The organism is Candidatus Brocadia sinica JPN1 (genome assembly GCF_000949635.1).
GTDB classification, from domain to species: domain Bacteria; phylum Planctomycetota; class Brocadiia; order Brocadiales; family Brocadiaceae; genus Brocadia; species Brocadia sinica.
On sequence record NZ_BAFN01000001.1, the window covers coordinates 1,339,941 to 1,352,966 of the forward strand.

Consider the following 13,026-nt stretch of genomic DNA (forward strand, 5'->3'; position numbering starts at 1 on the left):
CAGGGAAAGGAGAAATGAATAAATGTACGCAATAGTAAAAGACAGAGGGAAACAATACAAGGTAAGGGCCGGTGAGCATCATCTCATCGACCTGAAAGCTGATACCCAAATCGGACAAATTTTGGAATTTCATGACGTATTAGTATGTTCAAATGATGAGGGGAACACGACCTTTGGGGCTGAAGCTAATAAAAATGCAAAAGTTATTGCGGAAGTTGAAGGCATAAAAAAGGGGGTAAAATCTATGACCATAAAATTCCGCAGGAGGAAGGAATCGATGAGCAGAAGAGGGCACCGGGAAAAATATACCCGGATAAAAATTAAAGAAATCATCTGTGGGTAAATCAGTTGTTGTTACGAGTATTTACATATATTTCAAAACGGAGGGAGTAACATGGCACATAAAAAGGGACAAGGTTCCTCAAAGAACGGAAGAGACAGTAATCCGCAAATGCGGGGCGTAAAAAGATTCGGCGGACAATTTGTTACTGCCGGCTCTATAATCGTCCGCCAATGTGGAACAAAGTTCAAACCTGGAATGAATGTTGGCATTGGAAGAGATGACACCCTTTTTTCCAAGATAGACGGTACGGTAAAATTTGAAACAAGACACCGTGTAAGCGTCTATTCAAAGCCCAATTAATTATCGTTCAATACAAGGAGTTTTTATAATAGGGTGCCCTGGCGTGCACCCTTTCTCTTTTCTAAAGTATGTTTGTTGACGAAGCTGTTATATTTGTAAAGGGGGGTAGCGGGGGAAACGGTTGTGTAAGTTTCCGGAGGGAGAAATACGTCCCTCATGGAGGACCCGACGGCGGGGACGGAGGGAAAGGGGGAGATGTTATACTTCGCGTCAGCACGAAGATAGATACACTACTCGACCTCACCTCCCGGGTAAAACATATCGCGGGGAGCGGGGCACATGGAAAGGGTTCCACGAAAAAAGGCAAAAATGGGAAAGATCTTATTATAGACTTACCCAGAGGAACGATAATTAAAGATAAAGAAAGCGGACGTATTTTGAAAGATATGAGTAGCGGTGGGGAAAGCATTGTTATTGCACGAGGCGGAAGAGGGGGAAGAGGGAATAAACATTTTGCAACTTCCACCAATCAGGTTCCACGCCGGGCAGAAAAAGGGAGGCCGGGAGAAGAACGATGGTTGGCCATTGAACTGAAATTACTTGCGGATGTCGGACTTATTGGAATGCCCAATGCGGGAAAATCAACACTACTCGCCCGCATATCGGCTGCCAGACCTAAAATTGCCGATTATCCGTTTACCACGCTGCAACCTCAATTAGGGATCGTGGAGGTAGAGAATTACCGAAGATTCGTTGTCGCCGACATACCCGGACTCATTGAAGGGGCACATAAGGGGATAGGGCTTGGGGATGAATTCCTCCGTCATATCGAAAGGACAAAACTATTAGTCCATCTTTTGGATGTGTCTCCCGTTGCGGGTGCAAATCCTGCGGACGCATATTATATTGTCCGGAACGAATTAAGACAATACAACCCCAGCCTTGCTGAAAAACCAGAAATTGTCATTGCAAATAAAATGGATCTTTTAGATGCAGAGACTGGTATCAGGTGTATTCAAACCCTGGAAGAAAAAATATCCAAACCGGTCTGTCCTGTCTCCATGGTTACGGGCAAAAATGTCGGCACAATGACAAATATGATTGTAAGCGCATTAAATGAGATTCAGGCCAGCACAAACCAACCTGTATGTTGTTAGCAATCGACATTGGTAATACAAATATTCACGTTGGTATATTCGAAGGAGACATCTTACAGTCTGCTCATACCGTAAAAGATGAGCGCCCGCCCCAGACAAATTTAACAAAAATTCTCAATCCTGCTGTCTTAAACGAAGCACAGGCTGTTGTCATCGCATCTGTCAACCCAAAGGCAGAAGCATTCGTCATTGAAACTATCCGGAAACATCTGCCGGTAAAACCCCAAATTATCGGGAAGGACATTCCCATTCCTATCCCGGTTCTGACGGAACATCCGGAAAAGGTGGGCGTAGACCGGTTGGTAAATGCAATTGCCGCATTTGAACGGACAAAAAATTGGACGATCGTTGTTGATGCGGGCACTGCAATAACCATTGACGGGATAAACGATAAAGGGGCTTTTCTGGGGGGAGTTATTGCTCCTGGGATGGACACTTCATCACGGGCACTCCACCACTATACAGCGCTTTTACCGCGGATATCCGTCAGGAAACCAAACAATGTTCTCGGCAAAAACACAGAAGAGGCAATAAATTCCGGCATTTACTGGGGAACTATCGGGATGATAAACCAGATTCTTGGTATGATTCGTGATGAACTGGAATGCCAGCCAACCGTAATAGCGACCGGAGGAAATGCACATATGCTGGCGCAGGAAATCCCCCTCGTTACTACGGTATTACCCTATCTGACGTTGGAGGGAATCAGAATCACGTACAAAACAGCGCGTGCTTCACACAACCGTATTAACGTTTTTTGATTTTCTCAATCAATTTTTGATACCGAACATCTTCTCTTAGATAAGCCAGATCCTTGTCCCTTTCCAGATGATAGATATCTTTATAACCTAACGCAATTGCCTTTTCCAGTACTTCAAATGCGGCGTCAATATTTTTCAGCAGCGCATAACTACAAGCAAGGTTATAGTGGACCAGAGGGTCGTTTGGTCTAAGGCGACTTAACTTCTGATCTACCGAAAGGCCTTTTTCATACATACCATGTGTCGTATACGCATTGCCTAAATACAGAAGGCAATCTACATAATTTGGATTCTTTTCAAGGATACCTTCAAAAAACCAAATAGTAAATTCCTCCCCTTCTTTTTTAAATTCAGGCGCGGTAATGATAAACTCATAATTCGGCAGTGTAATCGAGTTGAGAAATCTGTTTTTCGTTTCTGTTTTCATTTGTATGCTTATTTATTATTATTGCTTATAATTGTTGCTCTTGAATAAATATATGTATAAAATATGCAATTGTCAAGTCTCAGTATGCATATTTTTATTTTGTTTCGTTGACGAAACGGAGGAGCAAAAAATGCCCATCGATAAAGAGCTCATAAAAAGCAAAATCCACAGCAAGGAAGACATCACACTGAAGACAATAACCGATATGGTAGCATATAAAATACACGAAAGCCCGGAAAATATGGGTCCGGAGGCAAATTTTCTTGCAGCGACTGAGGCGGTCGCCCAATATATATCCGAAAAATTTAAGGATTTTGATTCATTGAAAACCCACGTATCTCAACGTGATAAGGGGATGAAATCGATTAATGACATTGCCGATACGGTGTATAATTATTACCAGGATAAGCAGCTTTTAAGCTTTGATATCGTCAAAAACATGATTTCAAAGGTAAAAGATGTCAACGTAAAAATGATCACCGACATTGTCGCATATAAAATTTACCAAAGTCCGGACGACAAGGGCCCGGAGCTCAATTTCATATCCGCAGAAACGTTTGTTGCCCAGTATCTGTCAGAAAATTTTAAAAATCTCCGTGAATTTAGGAGATGCCTTTCAGATCTTGGAAAAGGTTCATATGCGCTGGAGGCATTTGCTGATTTAGTGTACAAATATTATTGTCAAAAGAAAAACTAATTACCATGAAGATATCCAGAACGCACAAACCAGAAGACCTTAGCCTAGAGGAGTGGCAGCGAATTCTCAGAAAGCAGTATGGTGAACAGCAAAAGTATAAGCTCGATAATACCGGCAACCATCCCCTCTTTTCGGAATTTAAACTCACCAATTCCGAATCCGGGAAGGTATATAAAATCGCCATTCGGGGAGACGCTCCCGGAGACAATTATTGCTCCTGCCCCGATTACAGCATCAACAACCTTGGAACATGCAAGCATATCGAGTTCACCCTCTCCAGATTGATGGAAAAAAAAGGTGCAAAGAAGGCACTCAGGGAGGGATATACTCCGCCATATTCCGAGGTCTATTTGCGTTACGGGCTTAAGCGAGATGTCCGATTTAAGGCAGGGAAAGATGCGTCACCTGAGGTGCTCTCCCTGGTAAATAAGTATTTCGATCCAAACGGAATGCTCAAAGAGGACTATATTCTTCATTTTCACCAATTTCTTAACAATATATCACAAAAAAATGGCCACGAAATACGATGTTATGACGATGTAATGGCCCATATCGCTGAATATCAGGATGCCGAACATCGGCGGAATATCATCAAGTCTCAGCTCAAAGGAGGGATTAACAGCCCAATTGTTAAAAATATTCTGAAAACGAAATTATACCCCTATCAGCGTGAAGGGGCATTGTTTGCTGTGAATGCAGGGTGATGCCTCATCGGTGACGATATGGGACTGGGGAAGACGATCCAGGCGCTCGCTGCGGCAGAATTAATGGCGAAACTATTTAATATACAGAAGGTCTTGATCGTTTCTCCCACCTCTCTGAAACATCAGTGGAAAACAGAAATAGAGAAATTTACCGATAGATCGGTTCAAGTAATTGAAGGTCTTAACCATCTGAGGAGACAATTCTACCGGAATGAGTCTTTTTACAAGCTTATCAATTATGAGCTGGTCTTCCGGGATATTGATATGATCAAAGGTTGGGCACCAGACCTGATTATCCTTGATGAGGCACAGAGGATTAAAAACTGGAAGACGAGGACCGCGCAATACGTAAAACAACTGAATTCTACCTTTGCCATCGTACTTACTGGGACCTCCATCGAGAACAGGATTGAAGAATTGCACTCTATTATGGAATTCATCGACCGGCGACATTTTGGTCCTTTATATCGGTTTGTCCATAACCACAGAATTGTAGATGAAGGGGGAAAGGTAATCGGATACCAAAACCTGCAATCCATCAGGGATTCCCTGAAAAATGTCATGATGCGGAGGAAAAAAGAAGAGGTTTTAAAGCAGCTTCCGGAACGAATCGACAAAAACTTCTTTGTCCCCATGCCAAAAGAACAACGGGCCATCCATGATGAAAATTACGATATTGTGGCAAAACTGGTAGCCAAGTGGCGACGTTATAAATTCCTGTGCGAGGCGGATCAGAGGCGGCTACAAATAGCCTTAAATTATATGCGAATGGCAGCCGATAATACCTATCTCGTTGACAAGAAAACGATTCATGGCCCAAAGATTGAAGAGTTAGAAATAATCCTGAAAGAGATAATCATCGAGGGTGGAGAAAAGGCTGTTATCTTCAGCCAGTGGCTCAGAATGACGGAACTAGTGGAGCATGTCCTGAAGAGGAACGGGATTGGATACGTCCACTTGAATGGCAATATCCCTTCAAAGCAGAGGGCAGGGTTGATGTCGCAATTCATGGAAAACCCTGAATGCAAGGTCTTCCTATCCACAGATGCAGGCGGGGTAGGATTGAACCTGCAAAGCGGATCAACGGTAATTAACATGGATATCCCCTGGAACCCTGCTGTTCTTGAACAGCGCATCGGCCGTGTGCATCGGCTCGGCCAGCAAAAAACGGTTCGCGTCATCAACTTTGTCACTGTCTCTTCCATTGAGGAAAGAATGCTGGATCTCCTTAAATTTAAAAAATCATTGTTTGCAGGGACACTCGACAGTGATGGAGAAAATGTCGTAATGATTGGAGAATCCCAGCTCAAAAAATTCATGCAGTCTGTGGAGACGTTAACAGATAATTTAGAGAAGGTGGATTCTGCCTTGGAAAGGCAGGATCAAAGAGAAACGGAACTGGATGAGGAGGCGGCTGACATAAAAGAACTCACCCTGGAGGAAGGAGGCCATGCCGTAAGTGCGGCAGATGGGGATAGAAAAGGATTGGATCATTTGAATAACCTCCTCAATAGTGGCGCTCAATTCCTGATGAATCTCAGTAAAGTTATAACACAGCCTGATCAATCCATCGAAAAACACTTGGACACAGCCATCAGCAGAGATGAAAAAACAGGAAAGGTTTATCTGAAAATACCCCTCCCCGAAACAGAGGTCGTGAAAACCCTCTTTTCAACCTTGGGTGAATTGATATCGAACACATTACAGATGAAAAATTGAAAGGTTTTACATGACGACAAAAAACTATCCTTGCGTCCGCACCAAACTCCCCGGACCCAACGCAATTCAATACCTAGAGAAGGAAAAAAAATTTGTCTCACCATCTTCAACAAAGAGTTATCCATTAGTGGTAAAAAGCGCAAAAGGCACGGTTGTTACGGATGTCGATGATAACACCTTCCTTGATTTTACCGCTGGTGTTGCGGTTTGTAATACCGGACACAACCACGACCAAATTATCTCATCGATCTCCAGTCAGGCAGACACCCTTATCCACATGTCTGGCGCAGATTTTTATAACCCCCTGCACATCGTATTGGCCGAAAAGCTCTCTGCGATTTGCCCGGGGTCTCATACAAAGAAAGTCTTCTTCGGTAATTCCGGTGCAGAATCTGTAGAGGCTGCATTTAAACTGGCACGCTACCATACAAAGCGCAGCATCGTCATTGCCTTTTACAATGCATTTCATGGAAGAACGATGGGGGCGCTTTCTCTGACTGCCAGCAAACTAAACCAACGCAAGCATTTTTTACCCTTAATTCCTGAGGTCATCCATATTCCGTATGCATATTGTTACCGCTGTCATTATGGCCTGACTCCCGACAACTGTAATATGGCCTGTGTAACGTGGATTCGGGAAGAATTATTCAAAACAAAGGTGCCACCCGAAGATGTGGCAGCGATTTTTGTGGAAATTATCCAGGGAGAGGGTGGATACATTGTGCCTCCAAAAGAGTTCCACAATGCCCTGTATCAATTGACACGCGATTTTGGCATCCTTTACGTTGCTGATGAAGTACAATCAGGTATGGGTCGTACAGGTAAAATGTTTGCCTCCGAACATTTTGACATAATCCCGGACGTTATTACTATTGCAAAGGGTATTGCGTCCGGCCTCCCCTTATCTGCCACGGTTGCATCAGAGGAAATAATGGACTGGGTGCCTGGCAGTCATGCAAGTACGTTTGGGGGGAACCCCATCAGTTGTCAGGCTGCGCTCACAACTATTAAGCTTCTTGAGGATGGACTCATAGAGAATGCGGCCAAACAGGGTGCTTATATGATGCAAGAATTAAAGAAATTAGAACGCACCTATCCCATCATTGGTGATGTCAGAGGCCTGGGACTTATGCTTGCCATTGAAATGGTGAAAGATAAAGAAACCAAGGCATATGCATCAGAAGAGCGGGATAGTATCATCCAGAAGGCGTTTTCAAAAGGACTTTTGCTGTTGAGTTGCGGACGCAGCGCCATCCGCTTCTGCCCGCCTTTGATACTTTCGAAAGACGACGCAGATATTGCTTTGTCCATATTTGAAGAGTGTTTGAAAGAAACCTTGGAAAATAAATGATATCGCACAAATAAAATAACATGTCAGAACAAAGTTCTCCTCGCCTTCGCAATCTAATAGAGATAAATATTTTGAACAGTTCCATTTAGATGGAAGATAACGGGCAAAAGGTAAAACCCAACATGTCAAAAATTAACAATACCACAGACCCAAAGGTTATTGAGAGTGATGGTTTTATAATTACCACGTATTTTACGAGCAAAATTAAACTTGAAAGAGAAGCAATTGTATGGCAACGGTAAAGATGGAAAAAACCCTGAAAGAAGTAAATGGACTTATTTCACATATTATAAAAATGCCCGAGACCAAAATGTGGATTGATTATGATAAAGAGGCCGATGTGCTTTACCTGAGCTTCAAAAGGCCGCAGCATGCTGGGATAAAAAATAGGTTTCCTTTTGGTACTTCTTGGAGTCTTTTGCTAGAGAGTGATGCGATGTGGGGGATATATTCTCAAGAAAAAATGGGGGTACAGATTCAAAGTTCTGTGGAAAAATTGGAAAGTGCATTAAGTAGAGTTGAGTTTCCAAAAGAATATCTTGTGATAGAAGGCTATTTTGATATTAAGTATGTAATTGGAAAAATTGATTATAACCTGGCTGATAATCTCAATGATCTTGAACACTTTTTAATAAAAAAGGAAGCATTTAAACATGAAGAGGAAATCAGAGGATTGGTTAAATTTTCTGTAACAGATGATCGTCAACGTTTTGCCAACTTCGACCTTCAATTAAACATTAAGATAAACACCTTTTTTCGAGGTGGTATCTATCCACCCTGGATGCGGCTGCAAGGAGAGGAAGTTAAAATTAAAAATAACTATTGAGTGATACGTATAGAATGTCTACTTAACATAACCATCTTTGATTTTACTTTCATTTTTTATTAATGCTATATTATTGTCGATTTTAAAGATATCTTCTAATAAAAATAATTGTTTATGCATAAGAAAAAACTTATTCACTCAGTTAACATCGAAGATATTCAAAACGTTGCTGAACAGGAATTAGGGAGAGAATTAACAAAAGAAGAGTTAAAATTAGTCGAAGACAAACTCGGCGATTATGTGGGCTGGTACGAAGCAATTCTTCATGCAATTGATGAATTAAACCTTAAACCCTGAAATATTAAGGAGAAGATGATGGATGGAAAAGAGAAAAAGGTATTTTACGATATCCATTGCCATGCACTGAATTTGAGCCATGCAGGACTCCTCGCCTTCCTGAATCGCTTTTTAAAGGACAGGACGGTATCTTTCTCAGGCCTGCTGGGAAAAGGAAAATTTCTCCAAATTATCTGCCGGTTATTGGGGATAAATTTCAGCGTTAAACTAATCAAAATACTATTGATTATCTTAAGTGGCGCCCTCTCCGGAATCGTATTGCTTGCGATAAGTAAATATGAATATTTCCTGTCGGCCAAGGTAAGCAATATCATTTTGTTTTGCGCTTTTGCAGTTGTTTTCGCCGCATTGATTTTCACTTTATGGATTCTGAGAAAGATCTCTTTAGGGGGAAGCGACCTGGTAACAGATACTCTTAGAAAAAATATAAACCTTTTATCAGTTATTGAAAATGATGCGGGTAGTTTGTTTCTCTCTATGGAATTGGACATCCTGGCAGCAGATGAAAGATACAAAGGATTAATAGATAAGTATCGTACTGCATCAACAAATAAATATTCGTCTTTTATAAAAAATCTCGAGGAAAAATGGAAAGAAAACGGGAATGAAATACAGATTAAAACAAAAGAGGGAGAACTACTAACATATAACAAGGTAGTTATCACTCCTCTGATAATCGATTTTGGTTACAAAGATTTTGACATACCTGGAATTCACTACAACAAACCACCCAGGAAACCCGTTGTGGAGCAGGTTGTAGACGTTTTTAACGGTATAAGAGATTATCGGGAAAGAAGTCCGGTAAAAATACTCGACATCTATCCCTTCCTGGGAATTAATACGAGAAATTATGACCTGGGAACTGTGAGTGTAGCTCCAAAAGGGATAAAAGATACATTGTATAGCTCTCTCAAGAGCAGGAAGATCCCGCAAAGCGTAAAAGAGAATGTTAGAGATACTTTAGAAAATAAAGTTACTTACATCGAAAAGACGGGGAAGTTGGTAATTTATAAGAGAGCTACAAACATAGGAAATGATTTGCGCACGGTCTCCTCCCATGTGCAAATAGATGAAAATATCCTTAATAAAATCGGTGCAATGTCCGACGAAACTCATGACCTTGATGAAAGAAATAACATCCCCAAGATGCTGGAAAAGTATTTTGGTGAATATAATAATACAAAATATGGAACATTTACTAAAAAAAGCAGAGAGCATTATTTCCCGGATGAGAAAGATGCCAAAAAGAGGGAAAAAATGATACCGGTGAGAGGTATTGATGACCTGCGCAGTCATTTCTTTGCTGGAATCAAGTTATATCCCCCTCTGGGCTTTGATCCATGGCCAGACTACGATGACAGACCAGCCGATACAGCTACTGAATTTGACAAGGTAAATTATCTCTACCAATTCTGCAGTGAGAAGGGCATTCCAATAACCGTACATTGTTCACCCGGCGGGTTCAAGGCCGCTCATCATGGCATTGAATATACCAATCCAGAAAAGTGGAGAAAGGTGCTTTCAGTATATAATAATCTCAAAATCAATTTTGCCCATTGTGGGTTTGATATCAATAAGCCTTACAAAGTATGGTTAGATACCATACTGGCATTAATGGGTGAATATAAGAATGTTTACGTGGACTTTTCGTATATAGGGAATAATAAGGATTTTTATAAATTCTTGAAGGAACGAATTATTGACAAAGGGTATGAGGATCGTATACTCTTTGGGAGCGATTTCCCGATTAACCTGTTTGGTATTGATTCGCATGAAGATTATTTGAAAAATTTCTTTCGTTCTTCTCTGGATGCGAATCTTAAACACAAATTCTGTTCTGAGAATCCCCAGAAATTTCTCTGGATATAGGGTAATATGGAAAAGATACTATGGGGCGAAAACTTTAGTGTCGGCGTCCTGGTCCTGGATAAACAACACCAGCAAATCGTCATGCTGGTAAATACCTTGATTGAGATGAATGACACAAAAGTTGATTCAGAAATTATCTCGGATACATTGACTAAAATGACCCAATATGCCAGCGATCATTTTAGGACAGAGGAGCAATACATGCTCGATTATGATTATCCGGAGTATCCGTCACAAAAAAAACAACACCAGGAATTCAAGAAAAAGACCGTTGATTTCTGCGTGGAAACTATGGTGCATAAAGTAACTGTCCCAGCGGAAATATTCACGTATTTAAAATCGTGGTGGACAAATCATATCCTGAAAGAAGACATGAAATACAAAGAATTCTTTAATGCAAGAGGCCTGAGGTAATGAAAAACCAGGCAACCCGCAAGTTCTCCCAGAAAGATCAAATACCATTGCAACTGCACATGATGCATCTGGCAACCGGCCACTTTCGAACCCAAGCCATTTATGTTGCCGCAAAGCTAGGCATTGCCGACCTGCTCAAGGACGGATCAAAGACCGTTGATGAACTAAGCAATGCCACGAAAGCTCATGCTTGCTCACTTTACCGACTCCTGCGTGCCCTTGCCAGCATTGATATTTTTCGAGAAGAGGAAGACGGCCGCTTTTGTCTGACTCCACTTGCAACCACACTCCGGAGCGATAGCATGAATTCCGTATTGCCGGGTGTGCTCCTGGCAGGTTCAGAGTTTCATTGGGGAGCCTGGGGCAATCTGTTCTATTCAGTAATGACCGGAGAAAGCGCATTTGAACATATACACGGTATGCGTTTCTTTGACTATCTCCCCAAAAATCCGGATGACGGAGCGACCTTTGATGCATGGATGACACGGTCATCGGAAATGCAGATTTACGCAATCATGAATAGCTATGATTTCTCCATGTATCAAACAATTGTAGATATTGGAGGCGGCCATGGCAGCCTCCTTGCCGCAATTTTACAGACAAATCCGCATCTGAAAGGCATTTTGTTCGATATGCCTGAGGTTCTAAAAGCAGCAAAGAAATTCAGAAATGCCGGAATCGATACACGATGTGAAATGACCGGAGGTGATATGTTCAAGTCTATACCACAGGGTGGCGACCTTTATATACTCAAAACCATTATACACGACTGGAGTGATGAATTATCGATAAAGATCCTTAGAAATTGCCATACTGCGATGACAGACCACGCCCGGTTGCTGGTAATTGAGTCTATCGTCCCCACGGGGAATCAGCCTCACCTCAGCAAATTCATGGATTTGAACATGTTGGTATTGAACCACGGCGGCCGGGAACGCACCGAATCTGAATATCGGACACTATTCCATGCAGCCGGCTTCAGACTTACGAATATTATTAAAACACCTTCACCGTTGAGCTTAATTGAAGGTATATGGATAGCGGAAGGATTTTCTTCAATTTAGATTTTTAGAAAGGCCGACAGCCGGAGATACCTGATCACACCTTTCTTCCTTCCACGATACTCGTTCCGAAGTTGTCGTTGAGTGACGTAATGGATACAATCTTAAAGCCCGCAGCTTTGTAAAGAGCCTCCCATTGATTTCGTGTCCGTTCCTTGCCAGGATGAAAGACCATCATGTTGATGTCAAGGAATTTGGCTAAATCTCCCCCTGTATCACCCATCGGCGGAAGCACTGTATCTATGCAAATCATGCGGCCATCGCCAACCATTGCTGAGTAACAGTTTCTGAGAAGCCTGATGCAGTGGGTATCGTCCCAATCATGGATAATGTGTTTTAAGATATAGACATCTGCACTGGGTACCCCATCAAACATATTTCCTCCGACAAACTCTACCCTGGAGACAATATCCTTATCCTCCCCAGCAAGACGCCTCTGAGCAATAGGAATGAGGTCTGGCATTTCAAGAACGATACCATACAGATTCCGGTACTTTCTGAGAAGCTCAATCGTAAGATGACCAAAACTACCCCCGATGTCTGCAACTTTTCTGACACCTGACAAGTTGCAGTATTCAAGCACACCGCGTATGGAATTGTGGCTGTTTGATTTCATTGCTTCTCCGAAGTCTTCCATTTCCTTCGGGTTGGCTTTACAGTAATCCCAGTAATCCATACCGAGTTGTGCACTTGCTTGTGCGTGCCCCGTCCTCAATGCATCATGCAATCCTGACCAGACCTTCCACCAGGAGTTACCAAACACTTCGGTGAATTTCTTGACAGATACCGGAGAACTTGAAGTAAGGACATCCGAGAGTGCGGTTGGCCCAAAAATCCCCTGGGTGTCCTCAGTAAAAATCCCTACGCTGGCGCAGGCGCGCAGCACACGTTCAAGGTGGTCTGGTTTTGCATCAACACCATACTCTTGAATTAACTTTAAAGCAGTTTGTGGACCATGTTTTTTGAAGAGGTCGGGAATATCGAGACGGGTTACTGACGAAATTGTCTGCGATATCCATGCGCCAACAACCATCTGCATGACAACCGCTTGGGGTGGAAGTGCACTTCGTTCACTATCTTTATTTTGTGTTTCAGTCATATTTTTTTCTCCCATTTTAATGATTCGTTTTCGCTCAATTAGAAAAACACCTGCTTGAAAA

Annotated in this window: 15 protein-coding genes; 13 read left to right on the forward strand and 2 right to left on the reverse strand. The window is 42.1% G+C overall.

The window, feature by feature from the left end:
* The first annotated feature begins 22 nt into the window (after positions 1-22).
* The 4 genes from rplU to BROSI_RS06045 all read left to right on the forward strand — a co-directional run bounded on the left by rplU (position 23) and on the right by BROSI_RS06045 (position 2,501).
* A complete protein-coding gene (gene rplU / locus BROSI_RS06030) occupies positions 23-343 on the forward strand; it encodes a 50S ribosomal protein L21 (protein WP_052562855.1) in 321 nt (106 codons plus the stop codon).
* Positions 344-394: 51 nt separating this feature from the next.
* Positions 395-643 carry a 50S ribosomal protein L27 gene (rpmA, locus tag BROSI_RS06035; RefSeq protein ID WP_052562856.1) on the forward strand — a complete coding sequence of 83 codons (249 nt, stop codon included), beginning with the start codon at positions 395-397 and terminating at the stop codon, positions 641-643.
* Between the two features lie 68 nt (positions 644-711).
* A complete protein-coding gene (gene obgE, locus BROSI_RS06040) occupies positions 712-1,740 on the forward strand; it encodes a GTPase ObgE (protein ID WP_052562857.1) in 1,029 nt (342 codons plus the stop codon).
* Positions 1,731-2,501, forward strand: coding sequence for a type III pantothenate kinase (locus BROSI_RS06045; protein ID WP_052562858.1), 771 nt, complete (start codon positions 1,731-1,733; stop codon positions 2,499-2,501). The genes obgE and BROSI_RS06045 overlap by 10 nt, the downstream gene beginning before the upstream one ends.
* On the opposite strand, the gene BROSI_RS06050 is transcribed toward BROSI_RS06045, so the two are convergent.
* Positions 2,488-2,928, reverse strand: a complete 441-nt coding sequence (locus BROSI_RS06050; RefSeq protein ID WP_052562859.1) for a TPR end-of-group domain-containing protein — start codon at positions 2,926-2,928, stop codon at positions 2,488-2,490. The two genes, BROSI_RS06045 and BROSI_RS06050, sit on opposite strands and share 14 nt — an antisense overlap.
* A 130-nt stretch (positions 2,929-3,058) precedes the next feature.
* Between BROSI_RS06050 and BROSI_RS06055 the strand changes: the two genes are divergently transcribed.
* The 9 genes from BROSI_RS06055 to BROSI_RS06095 all read left to right on the forward strand — a co-directional run bounded on the left by BROSI_RS06055 (position 3,059) and on the right by BROSI_RS06095 (position 11,869).
* A complete protein-coding gene (locus BROSI_RS06055) occupies positions 3,059-3,625 on the forward strand; it encodes a hypothetical protein (RefSeq protein WP_052562860.1) in 567 nt (188 codons plus the stop codon).
* Between the two features lie 5 nt (positions 3,626-3,630).
* A complete protein-coding gene (locus BROSI_RS06060) occupies positions 3,631-4,329 on the forward strand; it encodes a hypothetical protein (RefSeq protein ID WP_052562861.1) in 699 nt (232 codons plus the stop codon).
* A gap of 6 nt (positions 4,330-4,335) precedes the next feature.
* Positions 4,336-6,048 carry a DEAD/DEAH box helicase gene (locus BROSI_RS06065; RefSeq protein WP_261338896.1) on the forward strand — a complete coding sequence of 571 codons (1,713 nt, stop codon included), beginning with the start codon at positions 4,336-4,338 and terminating at the stop codon, positions 6,046-6,048.
* A gap of 10 nt (positions 6,049-6,058) precedes the next feature.
* The gene (locus BROSI_RS06070; RefSeq protein ID WP_052562863.1) at positions 6,059-7,399 is read left to right on the forward strand and encodes an acetyl ornithine aminotransferase family protein; all 1,341 of its coding nucleotides are present in this window, start codon (positions 6,059-6,061) and stop codon (positions 7,397-7,399) included.
* A 229-nt stretch (positions 7,400-7,628) separates the two neighbouring features.
* The gene (locus BROSI_RS06075) at positions 7,629-8,225 is read left to right on the forward strand and encodes a hypothetical protein (protein ID WP_052562864.1); all 597 of its coding nucleotides are present in this window, start codon (positions 7,629-7,631) and stop codon (positions 8,223-8,225) included.
* Positions 8,226-8,339: 114 nt separating this feature from the next.
* Positions 8,340-8,522, forward strand: coding sequence for a hypothetical protein (locus tag BROSI_RS06080; RefSeq protein ID WP_052562865.1), 183 nt, complete (start codon positions 8,340-8,342; stop codon positions 8,520-8,522).
* Positions 8,523-8,537: 15 nt separating this feature from the next.
* Entirely contained in the window at positions 8,538-10,391 is a 1,854-nt protein-coding gene (locus BROSI_RS06085; protein WP_082059074.1) for an amidohydrolase family protein, read from the forward strand.
* Between the two features lie 6 nt (positions 10,392-10,397).
* Positions 10,398-10,805, forward strand: coding sequence for a bacteriohemerythrin (locus BROSI_RS06090; RefSeq protein WP_052562867.1), 408 nt, complete (start codon positions 10,398-10,400; stop codon positions 10,803-10,805).
* A complete protein-coding gene (locus BROSI_RS06095) occupies positions 10,805-11,869 on the forward strand; it encodes a methyltransferase (RefSeq protein WP_082059075.1) in 1,065 nt (354 codons plus the stop codon). The genes BROSI_RS06090 and BROSI_RS06095 overlap by 1 nt, the downstream gene beginning before the upstream one ends.
* Before the next feature lie 34 nt (positions 11,870-11,903).
* Here the strand turns inward: BROSI_RS06095 and BROSI_RS06100 are convergent, their stop codons facing one another.
* The gene (locus tag BROSI_RS06100; protein ID WP_157842407.1) at positions 11,904-12,965 is read right to left on the reverse strand and encodes a methyltransferase; all 1,062 of its coding nucleotides are present in this window, start codon (positions 12,963-12,965) and stop codon (positions 11,904-11,906) included.
* Positions 12,966-13,026 lie beyond the last annotated feature (61 nt).

Excerpts from the sequence above, each read along its gene's own strand:
- rplU (WP_052562855.1), top strand. The coding sequence starts at position 23 with ATGTACGCAATAGTAAAAGACAGAGGGAAACAATACAAGGTAAGGGCC.
- rpmA (WP_052562856.1), top strand. The coding sequence starts at position 395 with ATGGCACATAAAAAGGGACAAGGTTCCTCAAAGAACGGAAGAGACAGT.
- obgE (WP_052562857.1), top strand. The coding sequence starts at position 712 with ATGTTTGTTGACGAAGCTGTTATATTTGTAAAGGGGGGTAGCGGGGGA.
- BROSI_RS06045 (WP_052562858.1), top strand. The coding sequence starts at position 1,731 with ATGTTGTTAGCAATCGACATTGGTAATACAAATATTCACGTTGGTATA.
- BROSI_RS06050 (WP_052562859.1), bottom strand. The coding sequence starts at position 2,928 with ATGAAAACAGAAACGAAAAACAGATTTCTCAACTCGATTACACTGCCG.
- BROSI_RS06055 (WP_052562860.1), top strand. The coding sequence starts at position 3,059 with ATGCCCATCGATAAAGAGCTCATAAAAAGCAAAATCCACAGCAAGGAA.
- BROSI_RS06060 (WP_052562861.1), top strand. The coding sequence starts at position 3,631 with ATGAAGATATCCAGAACGCACAAACCAGAAGACCTTAGCCTAGAGGAG.
- BROSI_RS06070 (WP_052562863.1), top strand. The coding sequence starts at position 6,059 with ATGACGACAAAAAACTATCCTTGCGTCCGCACCAAACTCCCCGGACCC.
- BROSI_RS06075 (WP_052562864.1), top strand. The coding sequence starts at position 7,629 with ATGGCAACGGTAAAGATGGAAAAAACCCTGAAAGAAGTAAATGGACTT.
- BROSI_RS06080 (WP_052562865.1), top strand. The coding sequence starts at position 8,340 with ATGCATAAGAAAAAACTTATTCACTCAGTTAACATCGAAGATATTCAA.
- BROSI_RS06085 (WP_082059074.1), top strand. The coding sequence starts at position 8,538 with ATGATGGATGGAAAAGAGAAAAAGGTATTTTACGATATCCATTGCCAT.
- BROSI_RS06090 (WP_052562867.1), top strand. The coding sequence starts at position 10,398 with ATGGAAAAGATACTATGGGGCGAAAACTTTAGTGTCGGCGTCCTGGTC.
- BROSI_RS06095 (WP_082059075.1), top strand. The coding sequence starts at position 10,805 with ATGAAAAACCAGGCAACCCGCAAGTTCTCCCAGAAAGATCAAATACCA.
- BROSI_RS06100 (WP_157842407.1), bottom strand. The coding sequence starts at position 12,965 with ATGACTGAAACACAAAATAAAGATAGTGAACGAAGTGCACTTCCACCC.